Below are 21,163 nucleotides of genomic sequence, written 5' to 3'. Positions count from 1 at the left end.
CGCTTATGCCGCCAGGCGCTCGGGGTTCGAGCCTTCCGACAGCGCCCAGACGTCCAGCATCGCCTGTTCGAGGTCGGTGACCGCTGCGTAGCCGGTCAGGCCACGCTCGGCCGCCACCGCTTCGACGGCCGCCAGCGCATCGCCGCTGCCGGCACGCTCGATCACCTGCAGAAGCAGGCGCTGCTGGGTGCGGCGCAGTGCCTGCATCGCGTAGTTGCGCAGCTGTTCCTGCGACTTGCTGGTGGCCGGCAGCTTCAGGCCGCGCTCCAGCGTGTCGATGCCGGCACGCTCGCGCAGCGCCATGCCCACTTGCAGGAACTGGGCCAGCGACATACCGGCCGGGCGCTGCACCGACACCGCGGCGAACAGGAAGGTGGCCAGCGACTCGATGGTCTCGACCGCCTTCCAGGCGCCAACGAAGTTCTTGCTCAGGCCAGCGTGGCCATCGGCTTCCGACTTCGCGTGATGCAGCTGGCGCAGCTGGTCGCCGTTGCTGAACAGGGCCGACAGTTCGTCCATGCCGTCGGCGCCTTGCGGCAGCGACAGCACGCCTTCCATCACGGCGCGCAGCAGTGCACGGGTGCGCGCATCGACCGCGATCGACACGTCACGCGGCACGTTCAGCGCGTCGGCATCGAGCGCGTCGAAGATCGGCGCCAGTTGCAGCGCCGACCAGCCACGGCCCCAGGCCTTGACCACTTCGGCGTCGTCGATGCGGTGCTCGGCGGCCAGGTCACGAATCATCAGCGGACCGCAGCGGTTCACCGCTTCGTTGGCGAGCACGGTGGCCAGGATGGTGTTGGCCAGCGGGTGATCCAGCGGATCGCGGGTGGCGACCAGCTGCGCCGGGAAGTAAGGACGCAGCACGGTGTCGGCCCATGGCTCGTCGGTCAGCGGCAGCGCGGCCAGGATGCGCTTGAAGCGGTTCTTGACGTTGGCTACCACGACCGCCAGTTCCGGCGCCGTCAAGCCTTCGCCCTGTGCCTTGCGGCGCTGCAGCTCAACGTCGGTCGGCAGCTGTTCCAGCTCGCGCGACACGGCGCCTTCGCTTTCCAGGCTGGTGATCAGCGCGGCGTAGGCGTCGACCGTCGAGGCGTTCGATTGCGCCTGCACTTCGCGCGTCAGCAGGTGGGTCTGCTGGGTGTTGTCGCGCAGGACCAGCTTTTCGACGTCGCCGGTCATCTCGTTCAGGATGCGGTTACGGTCGGCTTCGGGCAGCTTGCCGAGGTTGACTTCAGTGTCCAGCCAGATCTTGATGTTCACTTCATGGTCCGAGCAATCCACGCCGGCCGAGTTGTCGATCGCATCGGTGAAGATGCGGCCGCCATTCAGTGCGAACTCGATACGGCCGGCCTGGGTCGCGCCCAGGTTGCCGCCTTCCGACACCACCTTGCAGCGCAGTTCGTTGCCGCTGACGCGGATGCGATCGTTGGCGCGGTCCTTCACTTGCGCGTGGGTCTCGGTCGAGGCCTTGATGTAGGTACCGATGCCGCCGTTGTAGAACAGGTCCACCGGGGCCAGCAGGATGCGGTGCATCAGCTCTTCCGGCGCCAGCGCGGTTTCCTTGATGTCCAGCGCAGCGCGCACTTCAGGCGACAGCTCGATCGAACGGGCCGAACGCGGGAACACGCCGCCACCCTGCGAGATCAGCGACTTGTCGTAGTCTTCCCACGATGAACGCGGCAGCGCGAACATGCGCTGGCGTTCGGCGAAGGACACGGCGACGTCCGGGGTCGGATCGAGGAAGATGTGGCGGTGGTCGAACGCGGCCAGCACTTTCAGCTGGCGCGACAGCAGCACGCCGTTGCCGAACACGTCGCCCGACATGTCGCCCACGCCGACCATGGTGATCGGGGTGGTGCTCATGTCGTGGCCCAGTTCGTAGAAGTGGCGCTTGACGGCTTCGAACGCGCCCTTGGCGGTGATGCCCATCTTCTTGTGGTCGTAGCCGTTCGAGCCGCCCGACGCGAACGCGTCGCCCAGCCAGAAGCCGCGCTGCACGGCGATGCCGTTGGCGATGTCGGAGAAGGTTGCGGTGCCTTTGTCGGCAGCGACCACCAGGTAAGGGTCGTCCTGGTCGTAGCGCACGGTGTTCTGCGGCGGCACGATCTCGCCGCGCTCGCGGTTGTCGGTCACTTCCAGCAGGCTGGAGATGAACAGGCGATACACGGCTTCGCCTTCGGCTGCCACGACTTCACGCGCGGCGTCCTTCGGCATCTGCTTGCAGACAAAGCCGCCTTTCGAGCCGGCCGGCACGATGACGGCGTTCTTGACCATCTGCGCCTTCACCAGGCCCAGCACTTCGGTGCGGTAGTCTTCCATGCGGTCCGACCAGCGCAGGCCGCCGCGGGCGACCGGGCCGCCGCGCAGGTGCACGCCTTCGAAGCGGCGCGAGAACACGTAGATCTCGCGGTAAGGACGCGGCTCCGGCGCCAGCGCCAGGTTGCTCGTGTCGAACTTGAAGATGATCTTCTCGCCGCTGTTCTGGAAGTAGTTGGTGCGCACGGTGGCCAGGGCCAGGTCAACCAGGGCCGCCATGATTTCCTCGGTGTCGGCGTGGTTCACGCTCGACAGGCCGGCCTTCAGCGCGCTCAGCTTGGCGCTGCCGGCGTCGTGTTCCGACTGCGACAGCGCAGGGTCGAAGCGCTGCACGAAGCCGCCCACGAATTCCTTCACCAGGGCCGGCTGCATGCGCAGGGTCTCGGCCATGTAGCGCACCGAGAACTTCGAGCCCAGCTGGCGCCAGTAGCTGATGTAGCCGCGCACCAGCTGCACTTCGCGCATCGACAAACCGCCTTCGATGGTCAGGCCGTTCATGCGGCCGTCTTCGGCTTCGTCGTTGAACAGCGCGGTGAACAGCTCTTCGGCGACGGTGGCGATGCCGGCCTTCACCAGCTTGGCGCCGCTTTCGTCGTCCACTGCCAGGGCGGTCACATGGTGACGCACGCCGTCGGCGGTGGTGATCGCCCAGGTCTGTTCGCGGTCGACGGCGATGCCGGCGTTCTGCAGCGCTGGCAGGATGCGCGACAGCGACGGCACGTTCTCGTTCGAGTACAGGCGGATCGAGGCGTCGCGCGCGGCATTGCCTTCGCCGCTGCCCGGCTCGATGCGCACGGCCACGCGCTCGTGCTGGCCAATGTTCAGCATGGCCTGCAAATCGCGGAAGGCGACGTCCGGCGCGGTGGCGGTGACGAACGACACCGGCAGGTTGGTGCCGAGCTTGCGCAGGCTGCTGCGCCGGGCATGGTCTTCCACGCCGCCGGTCATGGCGGCAAAGCGGTCGTGCCAGCCGTCCAGCACGGCCAGCAGCGGCTGCTGGATGTCGGTTTCCAGGTCGAGCGGATTGCGCGCGGCGTGGGCGATCAGGTAGACGCGGGCCAGCGGGCCGTCGGCCACCAGGGTCTGCACGCGCACGTCATGCGCACCCGAGCTGTCCTTCAGGGCTTGCGCCAGGGCGGCGGCAACGGCGGCGCTGTAGCGCTCGCGCGGCAGGTAGACCAGGGCGTTCAGGTGGCGGCCGTACACGTCGCGGCGCGCGAATACTTTCGGGCGCGGCTGCTTGTACAGCGACACGACCGAGCTGCACACCTGCGCCAGCCATTCCGGATCGGCTTCCAGCGCTTCGGTGCGCGGCAGCGACTCCAGGATTTCCAGGAACTTCTCGGCGCGGAAGCCTTCCTGGCGCACGCCGGCCAGGCTCAGAACCTTGGCCACGCGGCCGCGCGCGAACGGCAGGCGCGCCAGCGGAGTCGAGGTAGCGGCGCGGGTGAACAGGCCGACGAAGCAGTGCTCGCCAAGGATGTTGCCTTGGGCGTCGGTGTGGCGCACGCCGATGAAGTCCAGCGGCTGGTCGCGGTGCAGGGTGCCTTCGACGTCGGCCTTGACGATCGACAGGGTCTCGGCGCGGGCGGACAAGGTAGCCAGTTCGCCCGGGATGTTGGCCAGGCAGGTGCCGTAGACCGGGTGCGCGGTGTCCTTCAGGACGCCGATGCGGCTCGGGATGTCGCGCACCAGCTGCGGCTGGCCAGCCTGCACTTCGTAGTAGGCGTAGCCGAAGGGCTCGAAGCCTTCGTTCTTGGCCCATTCGAGGAAGGCGGCCACTTCCTGGCCGGCCGGGGTGCCGTGGGCGCTGGCCGCGGCGGCGACTTCGGTCAGGCGGTCGCCCATGGCGACGGCGTCGCGGTGGACGACGGCGGCGTCGTTGGCGACCATGCGGATGCGCGCGGTCAGCGCGTCGAGTTCTTCAAAAGCGAGTTCGTCGTTCAGCAGGACCAGGACATAGGATTCGAGCGGCGCGCCGGCGGCGCCGACGGTGGTGACAACGCCGGCTGCGTCACGCTGGACCGGCAACACCGCGTTCATCACGCCGGCAGCCAGGATGCGCTCCTTGCGCAGGGCCATGACGAAGGAATCGACCAGGTAAGGCATGTCGTCGTTGACGATCAGCAGGGCCGTGGCGGTGCCGCCCTTGGTGTCGTTGTAGCGCAGCTGCGCGATCTGGCAACCTTGGGTGCGCTTCACGGCCTGGGTGAAGCCGTCCCACAGGACGGGCGCCAGGGCTTGCGGCGCGGTGTCGGCCAGGTCTTCCTCGTCGAGCGAGCGGATCCAGGCGGTGATCAGGGCCGTGACCGGCTCGCTGGCGCCGGCTGCCGGCTGGTTGGTCACCAGGGCCAGGGTCTGGGTGCGCAGATCTTGCGTCATGTCGTTCATTGTTGCTTCTCCAAGCTTGATGTTGTCGCTTGCGCGCGCTACGGCTTGTGGCTTTGCGTGCACCGGCGTTTGGTGGGCGGGGTTGTCCCGTCCAGGTCCTTGGCTTCCTTGTCCTGGAAGCGTGTAACTCGTTGATCGTTTCGACGATGGCGCGGTGTGCGCCGGGCGTCGGTTCTTTGCTGCTCTATCTCTGTGCTGCTGTCGTACCGCGTGGGCACGAGTGCCCACCCTACAACAGCGATGTATTTACCATCCGTTCATCCACCGTAGGGTGGGCTCTTGAGCCCACGCGGTCTTACCGGTTGATCATCGGCGCAATCAACCGAAATCGTACAACCCCGGCAAACCGAGAATCCGCTCCAACGCTTCGAGCGCCGCATGACACTCGATCGCCAGCTGCGGATCCATCAAATCCTTCGGCTCCACGCGGTCGCGGTAATGCTTCTCGACCCACTCGACCAATTGCGCGTACAAGACTTCGGTCATGATCACGCCACCGTGCATGCTTGCCGCCTGCTCGTCGGTCAACGCCACGCGCAAGCGCAGGCAGGCGGGCCCGCCGCCGTTGCGCATGCTCTGGCGCAGGTCGAATTCGATCAGTTCGTCGATCGGCCCGCCGCTCGTCACCAGCCCGTTCAGGTAGCGCGCCACCGCGTCATTCTCGCGGCATTCGTGCGGCACCACCAGCGCCATCTTGCCGTCCGGCTTGGACAACAATTGGCTGTTGAACAGGTAGCTCGCCACCGCATCCGCCACCGGCACCATGCCGGTATCGACGCGCACCGGCACGACATCAAAGCCGACGCCGCCCGCCGAACGGCGCAGCGCATCGATCGTCGCCGCTTCATCGGCAAAGGCCTGCTCGTGATAGAACAGCACGTTGCCGTTGCCGACCGCGATCACGTCGTTGTGGAACACACCCTGGTCGATCACGTCCGGGTTCTGCGAAGCAAACACGGTACGCGATGCATCCAGGCCGTGCAGCCGCGCCACGGCCTGCGACGCTTCCAGGGTCTGGCGCGCCGGGTATTTTTTCGGTGCAGGCGCCGACGGATCGAACTCGACCCGGCCGTACACGAAGAACTCGACACCCGGCGCGCCATGGTCGGCGGCAAAGCGGGTATGGTTCGCCGCGCCTTCGTCGCCGAATGCCGGCGTGGCCGGCAGCGTGTCGTGCACCACGAAGTGGTCATGGTCGGCAAAGATGTGGCGCAGCGTGCGCGTGGCCTGCACGTGCTCTTCCGAACGGTGCAGCTTGTTGTTCAGGTTAGCGGCGGTGAAGTGCACGCGGCCGTCGCGGGTGTCGGCCGATGGGCTGACGGTGGCGGCGTTCGCGGTCCACATCGGCGCGGCCGACCAGGCGCAGGAGAGAATGACAGGCGCCTCGCGCCAGGCTTGCGCCAGCACGTCGGCGTCGGTCCCCGAGAAGCCGAGGCTGCGCAGCAGGCGGAAGTTCGGACGCGCCTGCGGCGGCATCACGGCCTGGGCGAAGCCGCGCGCAGCCAGGGCGCGCATCTTGGCCAGGCCCTGCAGGGCGGCCTGGCGCGGGTTCGAGGCGCTCTTCACATTGCTGAACGAAGCGACGTTGCCGAACGAGAGGCCGGCGTAGTTGTGGGACGGGCCAACCAGGCCGTCGAAGTTGTATTCGCGCGCGTTAAACATGTTTACAAGCTCAATTAAAAACTCAGGCCAGGCGACAGCTTGGCCGGCATTTCCAGTTCGGATGTTTCGATCGAAGCGACCGGGTAGGCGCAGTAATCCGCCGCATAGTATGCGCTCGGACGGTGGTTGCCCGATTTACCCACGCCGCCGAACGGCGCCGAGCTGGCCGCGCCCGTGGTCGGACGGTTCCAGTTGACGATGCCGGCGCGGGCGCGCACGGCGAAGCGCTTCCACAATTCCTCCGACGGCGACAGCAGCGCAGCGGCCAGGCCGAATTCGGTAGCGTTCGCCACGTTCATCGCGCTGTCGAAGTCTTTGACGCGATTGACCTGCAGCAGAGGGCCGAACCATTCTTCGTCCGCGATGCCCTGTGCATCGGTCACATCGACGATGCCGGCCGTGACGAAGCCGGCGTTCGGGTCGAGCTGGCGCATCTGCAGCAGCACCTTGCCGCCCTTCTGCGCCATCTCGGCCTGCGCCTGCACCAGGCGCGCTGCCACCGCGCTTGATACCACTGGCCCCATGAATGGCTGCGGCTCGGCGTTCGAGGCGCCAACCTGCAGTTTGCTCGCCACTTCCACCAGGCGGTCGATGAAAGCCTGGCCTTGCGGCGTGTCCTGCACGATCAGGCGGCGCGCGCAGGTGCAGCGCTGGCCGGCCGAGATGAAGGCCGACATCACCGCGTGGTGCACGGCCGGATCGATGTCCTGGACGTCCCACACCACCAGCGGATTGTTCCCGCCCATTTCCAACGCCAGCATCTTGCCCGGCTGGCCGCCGAACTGTTTATGGAGGGCGGCGCCGGTCTGGCTGCTGCCGGTGAACAGTACGCCGTCGATCAGCGGATTGGCGCCGAGCGCGATGCCCGTGTCGCGGCCGCCGTTCACCAAATTCAGCACGCCCTTCGGCAGGCCGGCCTGTTCCCACAGCTGCACGGTTTTCACGGCGGTGCGCGGCGCGTATTCGCTCGGCTTGAACACCACCGTGTTCCCGGCGATCAGGGCCGGCACGATGTGGCCGTTCGGCAGATGGCCAGGGAAGTTGTACGGGCCATACACGGCGAACACGCCGTGCGGACGGTGGCGCAGCACGGCGTTGCCGTCAGCGACCTTGGCATTGGTTTCGCCGGTGCGCGCGCCATACGACTGGACCGAGATGTCGATCTTGTTGGCCATCGTCGCCACTTCGGTGCGCGCTTCCCACAGCGGCTTGCCGACTTCCTCGGCGATGATCGCGGCCAGTTCTTCGCTGTGCTCCTTCAGCAGGTCGCGGAAGCGCATGCAGATGGCGGTGCGTTCTTCCAAGGGCAGCAGTGCCCAGCCTTCGAAGGCGTCGCGCGCGGCCTGCGCGGCGCGCGCCACGTCGTCTGCGTTCGACTCCTTGCTGGTCCAGGTCTGGCGCCCGGTGGATGGATCGATGGTCGCCAGTTCCGCACCGCTGCCGGCGAGCCAGTCGCCGTTGATGTAGTTCGACAGATTAGCCATTGTTCTTCCTAACGTTGAGTGACAGCGTGCGCACCGGGTCGCCCGCTTCGCAATGCAGCAGCGCCAATTCCTCGGCCGACAGGATCGCCTCGGTACCGTCGATCGTAGTGTGGGCCAGCACCATGCGGAAATCGTGCAGCTTGGTGTTCGAGACCAGCAGGCATTCGGTCTCGCCTTCGGGCTTGCCTTCGACGGCCACGCGTAGCACGCTGTCGCGCACCGAGCGCAGGTCGGACACGCGGCCCTGCAGCACCGGGCCGGCGTCGAAGATGTCGACATAGCCGTCGTAATGCATGCCTTCCTGCTCCAGCAGCTTGCGCGCCGGCAGGGTCGAGCGGTGCACCTGGCCGATGACTTCGCGCGCCGAATCCGGCAGGTATTCCACGTACAGTGGCTGGCGCGGCATCAGCTCGGCGATAAAGGACTTCTTGCCGATGGCGGTCAGGCCGTCGACATGGTTGAAGTCCATCTTGAAGAAGTGGCGGCCCAGGCCTTCGTAGAAGGGGCTGGTGCCGTCTTCCAGCAAATAGCCGCGCATCTCGGCGATGATCTTCTCGGTGAACAGCTGCTGGAACTGGGCGATGAACAGGAAGCGGCTTTTCGACAGCCACTTGCCGTTGTAGCCGCCGCTGCGGTAATCCGGCTGCAGGAACAGCGAGCACAGTTCGGTGGCGCCGGTCAGGTCGTTCGACAGGTACAGGGTTTCCATGCGCGTGAACACGTTCAGCTCGCGGCTGGAATGCACCAGGGTGCCGATGCGGTAGTTATAGAACGGCTCGGTCAGGCCGACCGCGCCCTTGATGGCGCAGATGCCGGCCAGGCGGCCGTTCTCGGTGTCTTCGAGCACGAACATGTAGTCGCGCTCTTCGGGCGGAATCGATTCGGAGAACGAAGCGACGGCGCATTCCACGCGGTCGCCCAGCATCTTGCGGTCGGGTTTCAGGGTGGTCATGCCGCTGCCGACCTGGGTGGCCAGGTCGATCAGGGCGTCGAGGTCGGAGGCAGCGATGGAGCGGATGACGAGCATGGTGCCTCTCTCAGATTCTGACGCAGATGACGGTGTCGCCCGGCGCCACGCCCAGCGCCTGCTGGATGTCAAGCGGCAGGCAGATGGCGTCGGAGGTATCGCAGGGCGGGCAGGCCACGGTGACGGCGCGGAAGCGGTCGGCGCTGGTGGCCACCGCGTAGGTGACGGTGGCGCCATTGCCGCGCGACGCGGTATCGACGCGGCGCTGCTGCGACCCACAGAACGAGCGCAGCGACAGCTTGTGCGCCGCCAGGATCGGGCCGCCGTCGAAGATGTCGACATATTCGTCCGCTTCGAAGCCCTCTTCGGTGAGCAGCTTGAAGGCCAGCTGGCCGCTCGGATGGATCTGGCCCATGGCCGCCTGGGCGTCGCCCGGCAGCAGCGGCACGTAGACCGGATAGTGCGGCATCAGCTCGACGATGAGGGTGCGGTTGCGCGCCCCGCCGATGATGCGCTCGGCCTCGAGGAAATCCATCTTGAAGAACTTGCGGCCCAGCGCATTCCAGAACGGCGACTGGCCGTCGCCATCGGTCACGCCCGGCATCGGCACGAAGAAACGGTCGCCGAAGCGGTGCGGCGCCAGCGCCGCGTACAGCAGGCGTGCACGCGACAGCAGCGCGGCCTCGATGCCGGCGCGTTCGCGGTCGCGCAGGTTGAAGCCGGCCAGCTGCGAGCAGGCGGTCAGTTCCGAGCACAGCGTGAGCGCATGCACGCTGTGGCTGATGTTCAGGTCGCGCGAGACTTGCTGGATGACGTCGTTGCGGAAGGCGAAATAGGTGCCGTTCGAGCCGGCCGAGGCGTGTACGGCGGCGGTGCCGACGACTTCGCTGCTGGCCGTGTCTTCGAGCACGAACAGGTAGGACTCTTCGCTCGGGATATCGACCTGCGCCGCAAACGACGCAATGGAGCGCTCGACGAATGCCGTGATCGCATCGCGCGTGCGCGGCAGCGTGTGCACTCCCGGCGTCGTCACGGCGGCCAGGCTCTCCAGCGCGCCGATATCCGACAGTTCTACCGGACGGACAACATACATGTGAACTCCCCCAAAAACCCCATCAGTACGAACGGCCATGGCCCGCGCTGCTCAGCGGGCCATGGGTTACAGCGACTTATGTATGCGGCTTTTCGCGGATCAGGCGGCGGCCAGGAACTCGTCGACGGCGGCGCGCATGATGCGGTCCGCCTCAAGAATCTGTTCGTCCGAGACGATCAGCGCCGGCGCCAGGCGCACCACGTCGAAGCCGGCCACCAGCAGCATCAGGCCCATCTTCTCGGCGACCTTGGTCAGGTCCTTGGCGCGGCCCTTGTAGCCTTCGGCCATCGGCAGGCCGATGAGCAGGCCCATGCCGCGCGCCTTGCCGAACAGCTGAGGATAGTCGGCGGACAGCTTATCCAGGTTGGCGAAGATCTTGGCGCTGGCATCTTTGACGCGCGCCAGGAAGGCCGGCTGGTTGATCGTTTCGATCACGTTCAGCGCGACGGTCGTGGCCAGCGGATTGCCGCCATAGGTGGTGCCGTGCGAACCGACGTTGAAGTGCTCGGCGATGGCGTTCGTGGTGAGCATGGCGCCGATCGGGTAGCCATTGCCCAGGGCCTTGGCGCTGGTCAGGATGTCCGGCGTGACGCCGGTTTCCATGTAGGTGTACAGGGTGCCGGTACGGCCCACGCCCGACTGCACTTCGTCGAAGATCAGCAGCGCGCCGGTCTTGTCGCACAGTTCGCGCAGGGCTTGCAGGTAGTCCTTGTCGCCCGGGATGACGCCGCCCTCGCCCTGGATCGGCTCGACGATCACGGCCGCCACGTCATCGAGGATGGCGGCGCGCGCCGCGTCGATGTCGTTGTACGGGATGTGGTTGATTTCCTGCGGCAGCGGCTCGAAGCCTTCGGTGTATTTCGGCTGGCCGCCGACCGAGACGGTGAACAGGGTGCGGCCGTGGAACGACGACAGGCAGGAAATGATGCGCGACTTGTGCGGGCCGAACTTGGTGTGCGCATATTTACGCGCCAGTTTCAGGGCCGCTTCGTTCGCTTCCGCGCCCGAGTTGCAGAAGAAGGCGCGGTCGGCGAAGGTGGCTTCGGTCAGGGCCGACGCCAGGCGCAGCACCGGCTCGTTGGTGTAGCCGTTGCCCAGGTGCCAGAGGGTGTTGATCTGCTTGGTCATCGCATCGACCAGCACCGGGTTGCAATGGCCCAGGCTCGAGACGGCGATGCCGGAGGTGAAGTCGAGGTAGTGCTTGCCTTCCTGGTCCCACACGTCCAGGCCCGCGGCGCGCACCGGCACCATCGCAGCCGGAGCGTAGGTCGGGACGAGGACTTCGTCGAAGGTCTGCCGAGTGACAGGCCGCGTTGTGACACCCGAATCAAGCTTTGCGTTCATGACTTTTTCCTCATCCTAAGTTCGTGACAGGCGCGCCAAGGGCCGGGCGCCGAGTCTGGTCATTATAGGAAGGGTACCAGGCAAGTTCTTGCAGAAGTGCGACGGGGATTTTCATTTTTGGCCGGAAGTAAATGCGGTATCCGCGCATCCCGCGATGAGGCACGGCAAGCCCTGCGCGCTGTAGAATTATCAAATTCACCACTCAACCTGCGGATCGCCATGCGCCCACCACACAACCGCACGAAATTCATCCTGCTGCATCAGGTTGTCGTGCTTGTATTCGGCGGCTTGCTTGCCATTGGCGTGGGCTCGCCGTTTCCGCCATTTTTCCTTGCACTGGCGCCCTTGCTGGGATTGCTGGAAGCGCAGCCGCGAGATAAGCGGACTTATTGGATCAGCGTGGGCGTAGCCTTGGTGGTCGTTTGCGCGGCTGCGGTGGGAATTTTCTATCTTGCGCTGACAAGCTATGCACGCGGGCGCTGGTGAGTAGTGAGCGTCAAAACGTGCGGTCTCGTGCGATATCGCGGTATTGCGGAAGCGTCCTGCCCCGACCCGCTCACGCTTGAGCGCGCCATGTCGACGATCGAGGAGCATCATCCGGACGAACGTATCCGGGTCGAACGCAGCACATTCTAGTCAGCAGCACATCGGGACACGCTACAGGTGCTTATTCGGCCAGTCGCCGCTGCCGCTCTTCCCGCGGCGTATTCCCGAACAGCGCCCCGAACGCCGTCGAAAAATGCGACCCCGACGAAAACCCGCACATCAGCCCCACCTGCACGATCGAGTAATTGGTATCGAGCAGCAGCTGCCGCGCCCGCGTCAGACGCAGCTCCAAGTAATAGCGTGACGGCAAACTGCCGAGATACTGCTTGAACAGCCGCTCCAGCTGGCGCCGCGACACGCCGGCCAGCTGGGCAATCTCGTCGGTCGACAGCGGTTCCTCGATATTCGCCTCCATCAAGGTTACCGCCTCGGTCAGCTTCGGCTGCAGCGCACCAAAACGCGCCTGCAGGGCCACGCGCTGGCGCTCTTCTTTGCCGCGCACGCGGTCGACGCAGAGGATTTCCTTCACTTGCGCCTGCACGGTCGAGCCGAAAATGATGTCGATCAAGGTCAGCGCGAAATCCACGGACGCTGCCCCGCCACAGCAGGTCAAACGTTCGCCTTCGATTTCGTAGAGGTTCGGGGTGAAAACGGCCTGGTCGGCGCGGCTGTCGGCGCCGGCGTACAGCGACCATGGCAGCGCGGTGCGCACGCCGTTCAGCGCGCCCGCCTCGGCCAGCCACAGCACGCCGGCGCCCACGCCGCCCCAGAAGGGCGCGGCGCGGCAGCGCTCGACCAGGGCGCGGAAGTTGGCGGGCTTCAGGCCGGCCTGGGCTTCGTCGGCGGCGAGCAGCACCAGGTGCCAGTGGCGCTGGGCGTCGCTGGTGAATTTGTCGGGGCTGCGTACGTCCACGTGCAGGCGTTCGGGGCCGAGGATCTTGGCGGCCAGGCGCAGGGGCTGGGCCAGTCCCGACCAGCTCATCGTGTCCGGCTCGCCGGCGTTGATGAGCAGCACGCGCAGCGGCTTCTCCTGCGCCAGGCGGGACAGTTCAGCTTGCTGCATGCGGACGAATCGGGAGGTTGTTCACTCGGGAGCAAGCGCGGCGGATGGCCGGCGTTCGGAATTCCATTGACTGACTATCATACCGGAGATCAACAACAAGCCACCGAGCCAGCCCCGCGCCGTCAGGGCTTCGCCCAGCCAGAAGTAGCCGAAGAAGGCCGCCGCAGCCGGCTCGAAGGCGTACACCACCGCCGCTTCGTTGGCCGAGGTGCGCGACTGGCCCCAGGTTTGCAGCGAGATGATGGCGGCGGTGGCCACCACGCCCAGGTAGGCGAAGTTCCAGCCATGCTGGCCGAGTTGGCCGAACACACCGTCGAGATAGGCGGACCGGGCCACGGCCTCCATCGGCATTTCGCGCGCCAACAGCCACAGCGCGGCGCACAGGCCGACCGTGCCGATCTGGGCGGCGGTTACGGTGAGCAGGCGCGTGGCGCGCCGGGTCTGCACTTCCATGACCTTGATGTAGACGCCGAAGCACAGCGCGCTCATCAGGGCGAGCGAATCTCCCGTTCCCCAGGCGCCGCCGTCCCAGCATAAAGCGGCCAGGCCGGCGATCGACATCACCAGCGCCAGCACGATACGGCGCTCGGGCAGGCGCCCGGCCAGTACGCCCAACAATGGCACGACCAGCACGTTCAGGCCGCAGATGAAGGCGTTGCGGTTCGAGCTGGTCAGGGCCAGGCCTTCTACCTGGAACACGAAGCAGAAAAACAACAAAGCGCCGAGTATGGCGCCGGCACGCATATCTGCCAGCTTGCCGCGCCACAGGAAGGGCGACAACAATACGGCGGCAAGGACAAACCGCACGAGAATGATCCAGACGGCCGAGAAATGGCCGGTCAGGTCTTTCATTGCCGGGAAGGTCGTGCCCCAGACCAGCGTGACGAGCAGCAGAGCGAAGATGCCGTGGAGATGGCGGGTCATGGAAGGCGGTGCGGAGAAAAGCGGGTATGGTACGCGCCTCGGCCATAAGAAGCTATCTGAGATAGCTTCTAACAGCGAACCGTCGTCGCCGAAATGCTGCTCGCGGATATAATCTCGCTTCATGGGGGAACGATATTTAAAAAGCGTCCGCTTGCTGGCCGAATGCCTGCAGGGCTTCGAGCGGTATTCGGGCGAATCCGTGCGCCAGTATGGTTTGACGCACGCGCAATTCGACATCATCGCCACGCTCGGTAATACCAGCGGCATGAGCTACAAGGAACTCGGCGAACGCACCTTGATTACCAAGGGCACGCTGACCGGCGTCATCGAGCGGCTCGAACAGAAACACCTGGTGCTGCGCGAACGCAGTACCGAGGACAAGCGTTCGTATTTCGTGCGCCTGACCGATGCCGGCGACGCCGTGTTTCGCGAGGTGCTCCCGAAGGTGGTTGCACACGGCAAGCAATTGTTTGAAGGTTTCAGCGATGCCGAATTCGACGAGGTCGACGGCGCTTTGAAAAAATTGCGTGAGCGGATACTCGGGGCAGGACGCCCCTCCCCTTCATTAACACAACAAAAGGAATCATCTTGAAAACTTCCCTGATCGACGGCAAGAAGCCGGCCCATTTCGACAAGCACATCATTGGCAATATCCTGCTCGACGTGGCGCCGGAAGCCGAAGTGCGCGAGGAAGCCATGCTGATCGGCGTGCGCAACGAAGACGGCGAGATCTACCGCCTGATCGGCGCAACCAAGCTGAACAGCTTCATGAACGCCGTCGAGGAACTGTTCGACCTGGGCCTGGTCGACGAACTGCAGGACACCGAAGAGCCGAAGGAAGACTGCGACGCCATCTTCAGCGAGCCTTGAAGGCAGCGCCGGCGTTGTAAATAGATGCTCTGAGGCAAATAACCCCGGAGTGTGGCTGTTCGCAGGGAGTATAATTTTTCGATGGACAGACTAGACGCCCTCAAGAGCATCGCCGCCCAGGCCATCCGCGGCGAGCTCAGTTTCCCGACCAACGTCGACGCCACGCTCAAGCTGCAGCGTGCGCTCAACGATCCCGACTGCCACGCCGATGCGGCGGCGCGCCTGGTGCAGGCCGAGCCGCTGCTGGCGGCGCGCACGGTAGCGATTGCCAACTCCGTCACCTACAACCGCGCCGGCAACGACGTGACCAACGTGCGCGCCGCGGTGCAGCGCGTGGGCTTCCGCACGCTGGGTGCACTGGCGGCGTCGGTCATCGTGCGCCAGCTCAGTAGCGAGATCACCGATCCGGTACTGCGTACCAAGGCCGATCAATTGTGGCGCCACTCGGCACACGTGGCCGCGCTGGCCCAGGTGATTGCGCGCCGGGTGTCGTTCGTCGATCCGGAGACGGCGATGTTTGCCGGCATCGTGCACGAGGTGGGTGGCTTCTATCTGCTGTCGCGCGCGCACGACTATCCGGGGCTGCTGGAAGGCGGCGCCGAGGACTGGCTGGAGCATGGCGAAGTGGCGATCGGCCGCGGCGTGCTGCTCAAGCTGGGCGTGCCGGCGCCGGTGATGGGGGCGATCGAAGCCATGTGGAACGGCATGCGCGCGCTGCCGCCGGAGACCCTGGGCGATACCTTGTTGCTGGCGAACGATTTGTCGCCGGCGCAGTCGCCTTTGCTGGAACGGCCAGGGGCGACCAGTGTGCAGGCGGCGGCGACCATTGATTTTGCGGTGGGGGACGGGACCCTGGCGCGGATCATGGAAGAATCGGCGGAAGAGGTGCAGAGCCTGACGTCGGCGTTGTTGTAGGTTTTGGTTTTTTAAAACCGTACGCGGCGGTTAGTGGGGCTGTTGCCTGTTAGCGTTATCGGTGTTTTTGATCCGCGTGGGCACGAGTGCCCACCCTACAGGACACGCTGCGTATCCGGTTTTCGTATGAACTCGCTGTTAGCGGTGATGGTTTGTGTATGAACTCGCCGATAACGGTAACCGTAGGGTGGGCACTCGTGCCCACGCGGATTCAACCCACCGATAACGCAACAGGCAACAGCCCCAATAGCGCCCGCCACCCCGCCCTTCGCAAATCCACCCCACAAAAAAAATGCCCACTCCAAACGGAGCGGGCAAAGTCCAAAACTAGGGATGTCCTGAAAGAGACAGCTCCACTATAGTTCCCGGTTCCCGCACACTCTGTGCGCCATTTCACATTTATGTGACATTTTTATTTTATTCGCCGCGCAAGCAAACCGGGCAAAAAAAACCCGCTCCAAACGGAGCGGGTGAAGTCCAAAACTAGGGATGTCCTGAAAGAGACAGGTCCACTATACGGTCCACCCCTCCCCACTCTCTGTGCGTTAACTCACACAACTCCAGGAAATGTCACATATCGACAAATTCCTTGTAAAAATCGAGGTGTGGAAATGTTCAGCGAATAAAAAAAGCCGCTTCGGCCTTCACCGTGGCGGCTTTTTCATGCGCAGCAAATAATTACACCACGGCGCCGTCGGTCTCGTCCTTTTCCTTGACCGGCTTGATCAGGTCTTCGCGCTTCACGCCGAACCACATTGCCAGCGCGGCAGCCACGAACACCGACGAGTAAATACCGAAGCAGATACCGATCGTCAGCGCCATTGCAAAATAGTGCAGCGACGGGCCGCCGAAGAACAGCATCGACAGCACCATCATCTGGGTCGAGGCGTGCGTGATGATGGTACGCGAGATGGTGCTGGTGATTGCGTGGTCGATGACCTCGGTCACGCTCATCTTGCGCTGCTTGCGGAAGGTTTCGCGGATACGGTCGAAGATAACGACTGATTCGTTCACCGAGTAACCCAGCACCGCCAGGATCGCCGCCAGCACCGTCAGCGAGAATTCCCACTGGAAGAAGGCGAAGAAGCCCAGGATGATGACCACGTCGTGCAGGTTGGCCAGGATCGCGGCAACCGCGAATTTCCATTCGAAACGCACGGCCAGGTAGATCACCACGCCGACCACCACCATGATCAGCGCGTGCAGGCCGCTTTCGGCCAGCTCGTCGCCGACCTGCGGGCCGACGAAGTCCACGCGCTGCAGGCTCACCACTTCGGCGCCGGCCGCATTCGCGCAGCTGGTGCGTTCGATCTGCTGGCCCTTCTCCGTCACGCTGATCTGTTTCGGGGTGCCGCCTTCCGAGGCGCAGACCGCCTTGAAGGCTTCGCCCGACACGGTCGAGCCGGCTGCAGTCTTCACCGGAGGCAGGCGCAGCATGATGTCCTGGGCGGTGCCGAAGCTCGCCACTTCCGGCGCTTCATGGCCGATCGAACGCAGGGTCGCGCGGATTTTTTCCTGGTCGGCCGCATGCGGATAACGCAGTTCCATCACGGTGCCGCCGGTGAACTCCACCGAGAAGTGCAGCGGCTTGGTGATCAGGAAGAACACGGCAGCCACGAAGGTCAGCGCCGAGATCACGTTGAAGATCAACGCGTGGCGCATGAACGGGATGTCCCGTTTGATTTTGAAAAATTCCATGACAGTTCCTCGTTATTTCTTTTCAGCGGGCAGGCCCGGAGTCCAGACCGTACCGACCGACAGCTTGGTCACTTTCTTGCCGCGGCGGCCGTACCACAGGTTCACGAAACCGCGCGAAACGAACACGGCCGAGAACATCGAGGTCAGGATGCCCAGGGTGTGCACCACGGCGAAGCCGCGCACTGCACCGGTACCGAAGATCAGCAGCGCCAGGCCAACGATCAGGGTGGTCACGTTGGAGTCGAAAATCGTGTCCCAGGCGTGGCTGAAACCATGCGTGATCGCCTGTTGCGGCGTCGCGCCGGCACGCAGTTCCTCGCGAATACGCTCGTTGATCAGCACGTTGGCGTCAATTGCCATACCCAGCGCCAGTGCGATTGCGGCGATACCCGGCAGGGTCAGGGTTGCCTGCAGCATCGACAGCAGGGCCAGCAGGAACAGCACGTTGGCGGCCAGCGCCACGGCGCTGAAGACACCGAACATGTGGTAGTAGATGATCATGAAGACGGCAATCGCCACGAAGCCCCACAGGGTCGAGTGCAGGCCGCGCGAGATGTTTTCGGCGCCGAGCTGCGGGCCGACCACGCGTTCTTCGATGAATTCCATCGGGGCCGACAGCGCGCCCGAGCGCAGCAGCAGGGCCAGTTCGTTGGCTTCCTGGGCGTTGCCGATGCCGGTGATCTGGAAGGTCGAACCCAGTTCGCTCTGGATGGTCGGGGCCGACGGCACCGTGTACTTGCCCTTTTCTTTCAGCAAAATCGCCATGCGCTTGCCGACATTTTCGCGGGTCACCAGGCGGATCTTGCGGCCGCCGTCGCCGTTCAGGTCGACAGACACGGCCGGCTGCTGGTTCTGGTCGAAGCTGGCAACGGCGCCGGTGATGTAGTCGCCGGTCAGGATGATGTCCTTCGACACCACGACCGGGGCGCCGCGGCCTTCGGTGAACAGTTCCGAGTTCAGCGGAATCGTGCTGGAGAGTTCGGTGCCCGGGGTCACGCTGTTGTCGACCAGGCGCAGTTCCAGGGTGGCGGTGCGGCCGATCAGGTCTTTCGCACGGGCCACGTCTTGCACGCCCGGCAATTGCACGATGATGCGGTCGGCGCCCTGGCGCTGGATGACCGGCTCGGTCACGCCGAGTTCGTTGATCCGCTTCGAAAGGGTCGAGATGTTCTGGTTGACGCCTTCCTCGACGATGCGCTTGAGTGCATCGGCTTTCATGGTGGCGATCAGTTTCAGGTCGGTACCGTCGGCGGCGTCAGCCAGGGTCAGGTCGGCCATCTGCTTGCCCAGCACGGTGCGGGCGGCGGCGCGGGTCTGTTCGTCGCGGAAGGACACTTCGATGGCGTTGCCGTTGCGCTCGATACCGGCATGGCGCACGTTGGCGTCGCGCAGGACGCTGCGCACGCTGGTCTGGGTGCTCTTCACGCGGGTTTCGAGCACGGCTTTCGAGTCGACCTGCAGCAGGAAGTGGACGCCGCCGCGCAAGTCGAGGCCGAGGTTCATCGGCAGCGCGCGCAGGGACTGCATCCAGGCCGGGGTGTTCTTCACCAGGTTGACGGTGACGATGTAATCGGGGTCGCTGGCGTCACGGTTCAGCTGGCGCTCGAGCGCGAGCTTGGCCTTGAACTGGGCATCGGTGGTGTCGAAGCGGGCACGCACGGCGGTCGAGTTGCCGGAGCCGTCGAGCGTGACCTGGTTGGCCGGAACACCTTCGCGTTTCAGCACGTCGGCAATCTGGGCCGAGGTGTCGCTCGTGATCTTGACCGTGGTTTTGCCGGTCGTCACTTGCAGCGCCGGCGATTCGCCGAAGTAGTTGGGCGCCGTGTACAGCGCGCCCAGCAGGAGCGCGACAGCGATCAGTATGTATTTCCAGAGCGGATAGCGATTCATGATGTTCCAGCGTTCTATGTTGAGCGGCGTGCGGCCCTTGATCTGGGCCGCGGCGCTTGGCTTACAGGGACTTCAGGGTGCCCTTCGGCAGCAGCGTGGTCACGGCGTTCTTTTGCACCACCAGTTCGGTGTTGGTTGCAATTTCCAGGGTCACATAGGTCTCGGCAACCTTGGTCACACGGCCCAGGATGCCGCCGGCGGTGACCACTTCGTCGCCCTTGGCGAGCGCGTCCATCATGGCCTTGGCTTCTTTCTGGCGCTTCTGCTGTGGGCGAATCATCAGGAAGTACATGACCACGAACATGATCAGCAGCGGAGCGAAGGTCGTCAGGTTGCCCATCAGGCCAGGATCAGCGGCTGCAGTGGTGGTTTGCGCGTAAGCGTTGGAAATGAACACAAGGACTCCGATTATGAGATGAAAAAAACAGCGCTGTATTCTAGCACCGGCGCACTGCCAGCGGCCATTCCGCCGCATGTGGGGTTGGCTGTAAAAAATGCAAGTAGGAAATTCACAACAACGGGGGGTGTATGACTGGGGCTGCAGCGCATGCATACCGGCTGCTGGGGTTGCCCTTGTAGGGTGGGCACTCGTGCCCACGCGGTCGTACCTTTGCGCACCGTAACGGTCGAGCTCGCAAGGTTCGACTGATCACCTGGGGTACCGCGTGGGCACAAGTGCCCACCCTACGGAAAGTGAACGCTCACATTTAAGCGTCTCCAGCGAAGATTCCGACACGCGGTTATCATCCCCGTCCCGCGCCGCCAAGCTCAACGGCCGCGCCTGACCAGCTTATTTTTACAGAAGATCCCCACTCCCATGTCAGCACTTTTCACCCCCTTCACCCTCAAGGGCGTCACCCTGCGCAACCGCATTGCGGTGCCGCCGATGTGCCAGTACAGCGCCACCGATGGCTACACCAACGAATGGCACACCACCCACTATGAAAGCATCGCCCGCGGCGGCGCCGGCCTGGTGATCGTGGAAGCCACCGGCGTCTCGCCTGAAGGCCGCATCACCCCGGGCTGCCTGGGCCTGTGGTCCGACGAGCACGTGCCGGGCCTGGCGCGCATTGCCGCCGGCATCAAGGCGGGCGGCGCCGTCGCCGGCATCCAGATCGGCCACGCCGGCCGCAAGGCCAGCGCCCAGCGTCCATGGGAAGGCGACGACCACATCCCGACGACCGACCCGCGCAGCTGGGAAACCATCTCGCCGTCGGCAGTCGCCTTTGGCGCCAACCTGTCGCAGGTGCCGAAAGAGATGACGATTGCCGACATCGAGCGCGTGAAGGCCGACTTCGTCGCCGCCGCACGCCGCGCATTGGAAGCGGGCTTCGAATGGCTGGAACTGCACTTTGCCCACGGCTACCTGGGCCAGAGCTTCTTTTCAAGGCACGCCAACCAGCGTACCGATGCATACGGCGGCGACCTCGCCGGCCGCAGCCGCTTCCTGCTCGAGACACTGGCCGCCGTGCGCGCCGTCTGGCCAGACAATCTCCCGCTGACCGCGCGCTTTGGCGTGATCGAGTTCGACGGCCGCGACGAAGAGACGCTGGACGAAGCGATCGAACTGACGCGCCAGTTCCGCGCCGCCGGCCTGGACATGCTCAACGTGAGCGTCGGCTTCTCGACCCCGGATGCGAACATTCCATGGGGCTCGGGCTTCCTGGCGCCGATCGCCGAGCGCGTCAAGCGCGAAGCCGGGCTGCCGGTGGCATCGTCGTGGAATATCGACTCGCCGGCGGTGGCGAACCGCGTGGTGGAAGAAGGCCAGATGGACCTGGTCATGATCGGCCGCGCGCACCTGGGTAATCCGCATTACACGTATGCGGCAGCCAAGGCGCTGGGCCTCGACAAACCGTCGTGGACGCTGCCGGCGCCGTATGCGCACTGGCTGGAGCGCTATCGCGCGGCGGAATAATCAGTCGGATGGAATGAAAAACGCGGCTCGATGGCCGTAATGCCGTTCAGTTAAGGTCCTTCTTCAGGACGCGGACGGT

The 21,163-nt window shown here is 64.7% G+C and carries 16 protein-coding genes; 5 read left to right on the top strand and 11 right to left on the bottom strand.

Annotated elements, in window-relative coordinates:
* Positions 1–3: 3 nt before the first annotated feature.
* The 6 genes from QWL29_RS16460 to astC form a co-directional block, all read right to left on the bottom strand.
* Positions 4–4,710 carry an NAD-glutamate dehydrogenase domain-containing protein gene (locus tag QWL29_RS16460; RefSeq protein ID WP_305823958.1) on the bottom strand — a complete coding sequence of 1,569 codons (4,707 nt, stop codon included), beginning with the start codon at positions 4,708–4,710 and terminating at the stop codon, positions 4–6.
* Positions 4,711–5,028: 318 nt separating this feature from the next.
* Complete coding sequence (gene astB, locus QWL29_RS16455) at positions 5,029–6,372, bottom strand: N-succinylarginine dihydrolase (RefSeq protein ID WP_305823957.1); 1,344 nt, start codon at positions 6,370–6,372, stop codon at positions 5,029–5,031.
* A gap of 14 nt (positions 6,373–6,386) precedes the next feature.
* Positions 6,387–7,856 carry a succinylglutamate-semialdehyde dehydrogenase gene (astD, locus tag QWL29_RS16450; protein WP_305823956.1) on the bottom strand — a complete coding sequence of 490 codons (1,470 nt, stop codon included), beginning with the start codon at positions 7,854–7,856 and terminating at the stop codon, positions 6,387–6,389.
* The gene (astA, locus tag QWL29_RS16445; protein WP_305823955.1) at positions 7,849–8,883 is read right to left on the bottom strand and encodes an arginine N-succinyltransferase; all 1,035 of its coding nucleotides are present in this window, start codon (positions 8,881–8,883) and stop codon (positions 7,849–7,851) included. Before astA ends, astD begins: the two co-directional genes overlap by 8 nt.
* A 10-nt stretch (positions 8,884–8,893) precedes the next feature.
* The gene (locus tag QWL29_RS16440) at positions 8,894–9,916 is read right to left on the bottom strand and encodes an arginine N-succinyltransferase (RefSeq protein WP_305823954.1); all 1,023 of its coding nucleotides are present in this window, start codon (positions 9,914–9,916) and stop codon (positions 8,894–8,896) included.
* Between the two features lie 99 nt (positions 9,917–10,015).
* A complete protein-coding gene (gene astC, locus QWL29_RS16435; protein WP_305823953.1) occupies positions 10,016–11,260 on the bottom strand; it encodes an acetylornithine/succinylornithine family transaminase in 1,245 nt (414 codons plus the stop codon).
* A gap of 219 nt (positions 11,261–11,479) precedes the next feature.
* Here astC and QWL29_RS16430 point away from each other — a divergent pair, with 219 nt between their 5' ends.
* On the top strand, positions 11,480–11,746 hold the full coding sequence (locus QWL29_RS16430; RefSeq protein ID WP_305823952.1) for a hypothetical protein: 267 nt from the start codon (positions 11,480–11,482) through the stop codon (positions 11,744–11,746).
* Between the two features lie 181 nt (positions 11,747–11,927).
* Here QWL29_RS16430 and QWL29_RS16425 read toward each other — a convergent pair whose 3' ends face one another.
* Positions 11,928–12,869, bottom strand: coding sequence for a GlxA family transcriptional regulator (locus QWL29_RS16425; RefSeq protein WP_305823951.1), 942 nt, complete (start codon positions 12,867–12,869; stop codon positions 11,928–11,930).
* A 21-nt stretch (positions 12,870–12,890) separates the two neighbouring features.
* On the bottom strand, positions 12,891–13,793 hold the full coding sequence (locus QWL29_RS16420) for a DMT family transporter (protein ID WP_305823950.1): 903 nt from the start codon (positions 13,791–13,793) through the stop codon (positions 12,891–12,893).
* A gap of 121 nt (positions 13,794–13,914) precedes the next feature.
* Here QWL29_RS16420 and QWL29_RS16415 point away from each other — a divergent pair, with 121 nt between their 5' ends.
* The 3 genes from QWL29_RS16415 (at position 13,915) to QWL29_RS16405 (ending at position 15,578) form a co-directional block, all read left to right on the top strand.
* Complete coding sequence (locus QWL29_RS16415; RefSeq protein WP_305823949.1) at positions 13,915–14,385, top strand: MarR family winged helix-turn-helix transcriptional regulator; 471 nt, start codon at positions 13,915–13,917, stop codon at positions 14,383–14,385.
* Complete coding sequence (locus QWL29_RS16410) at positions 14,382–14,663, top strand: hypothetical protein (RefSeq protein ID WP_305823948.1); 282 nt, start codon at positions 14,382–14,384, stop codon at positions 14,661–14,663. The genes QWL29_RS16415 and QWL29_RS16410 overlap by 4 nt, the downstream gene beginning before the upstream one ends.
* Before the next feature lie 81 nt (positions 14,664–14,744).
* Entirely contained in the window at positions 14,745–15,578 is an 834-nt protein-coding gene (locus tag QWL29_RS16405; RefSeq protein WP_305823947.1) for an HDOD domain-containing protein, read from the top strand.
* Between the two features lie 678 nt (positions 15,579–16,256).
* On the opposite strand, the gene secF is transcribed toward QWL29_RS16405, so the two are convergent.
* The 3 genes from secF to yajC form a co-directional block, all read right to left on the bottom strand.
* On the bottom strand, positions 16,257–17,276 hold the full coding sequence (gene secF, locus QWL29_RS16400; protein WP_305823946.1) for a protein translocase subunit SecF: 1,020 nt from the start codon (positions 17,274–17,276) through the stop codon (positions 16,257–16,259).
* A 12-nt stretch (positions 17,277–17,288) separates the two neighbouring features.
* Entirely contained in the window at positions 17,289–19,166 is a 1,878-nt protein-coding gene (gene secD, locus QWL29_RS16395) for a protein translocase subunit SecD (RefSeq protein ID WP_305823945.1), read from the bottom strand.
* A gap of 61 nt (positions 19,167–19,227) precedes the next feature.
* Positions 19,228–19,563, bottom strand: a complete 336-nt coding sequence (yajC, locus tag QWL29_RS16390; RefSeq protein ID WP_441295510.1) for a preprotein translocase subunit YajC — start codon at positions 19,561–19,563, stop codon at positions 19,228–19,230.
* A gap of 420 nt (positions 19,564–19,983) precedes the next feature.
* Between yajC and QWL29_RS16385 the strand changes: the two genes are divergently transcribed.
* Complete coding sequence (locus tag QWL29_RS16385; RefSeq protein WP_305823944.1) at positions 19,984–21,084, top strand: NADH:flavin oxidoreductase/NADH oxidase; 1,101 nt, start codon at positions 19,984–19,986, stop codon at positions 21,082–21,084.
* Positions 21,085–21,163: the final 79 nt, after the last annotated feature.

Origin of the sequence: Massilia brevitalea (assembly GCF_030711405.1) — a bacterium.
Taxonomy (GTDB): Bacteria; Pseudomonadota; Gammaproteobacteria; order Burkholderiales; family Burkholderiaceae_D; genus Telluria; species Telluria brevitalea.
The sequence above is the reverse complement of the archived record's forward strand: the minus strand, read 5'-3'. Positions and strand labels throughout refer to the sequence as shown.

Excerpts from the sequence above, each read along its gene's own strand:
- QWL29_RS16460 (WP_305823958.1), bottom strand. The coding sequence starts at position 4,710 with ATGAACGACATGACGCAAGATCTGCGCACCCAGACCCTGGCCCTGGTG.
- astB (WP_305823957.1), bottom strand. The coding sequence starts at position 6,372 with ATGTTTAACGCGCGCGAATACAACTTCGACGGCCTGGTTGGCCCGTCC.
- astD (WP_305823956.1), bottom strand. The coding sequence starts at position 7,856 with ATGGCTAATCTGTCGAACTACATCAACGGCGACTGGCTCGCCGGCAGC.
- astA (WP_305823955.1), bottom strand. The coding sequence starts at position 8,883 with ATGCTCGTCATCCGCTCCATCGCTGCCTCCGACCTCGACGCCCTGATC.
- QWL29_RS16440 (WP_305823954.1), bottom strand. The coding sequence starts at position 9,916 with ATGTATGTTGTCCGTCCGGTAGAACTGTCGGATATCGGCGCGCTGGAG.
- astC (WP_305823953.1), bottom strand. The coding sequence starts at position 11,260 with ATGAACGCAAAGCTTGATTCGGGTGTCACAACGCGGCCTGTCACTCGG.
- QWL29_RS16430 (WP_305823952.1), top strand. The coding sequence starts at position 11,480 with ATGCGCCCACCACACAACCGCACGAAATTCATCCTGCTGCATCAGGTT.
- QWL29_RS16425 (WP_305823951.1), bottom strand. The coding sequence starts at position 12,869 with ATGCAGCAAGCTGAACTGTCCCGCCTGGCGCAGGAGAAGCCGCTGCGC.
- QWL29_RS16420 (WP_305823950.1), bottom strand. The coding sequence starts at position 13,793 with ATGACCCGCCATCTCCACGGCATCTTCGCTCTGCTGCTCGTCACGCTG.
- QWL29_RS16415 (WP_305823949.1), top strand. The coding sequence starts at position 13,915 with ATGGGGGAACGATATTTAAAAAGCGTCCGCTTGCTGGCCGAATGCCTG.
- QWL29_RS16405 (WP_305823947.1), top strand. The coding sequence starts at position 14,745 with ATGGACAGACTAGACGCCCTCAAGAGCATCGCCGCCCAGGCCATCCGC.
- secF (WP_305823946.1), bottom strand. The coding sequence starts at position 17,276 with ATGGAATTTTTCAAAATCAAACGGGACATCCCGTTCATGCGCCACGCG.
- secD (WP_305823945.1), bottom strand. The coding sequence starts at position 19,166 with ATGAATCGCTATCCGCTCTGGAAATACATACTGATCGCTGTCGCGCTC.
- QWL29_RS16385 (WP_305823944.1), top strand. The coding sequence starts at position 19,984 with ATGTCAGCACTTTTCACCCCCTTCACCCTCAAGGGCGTCACCCTGCGC.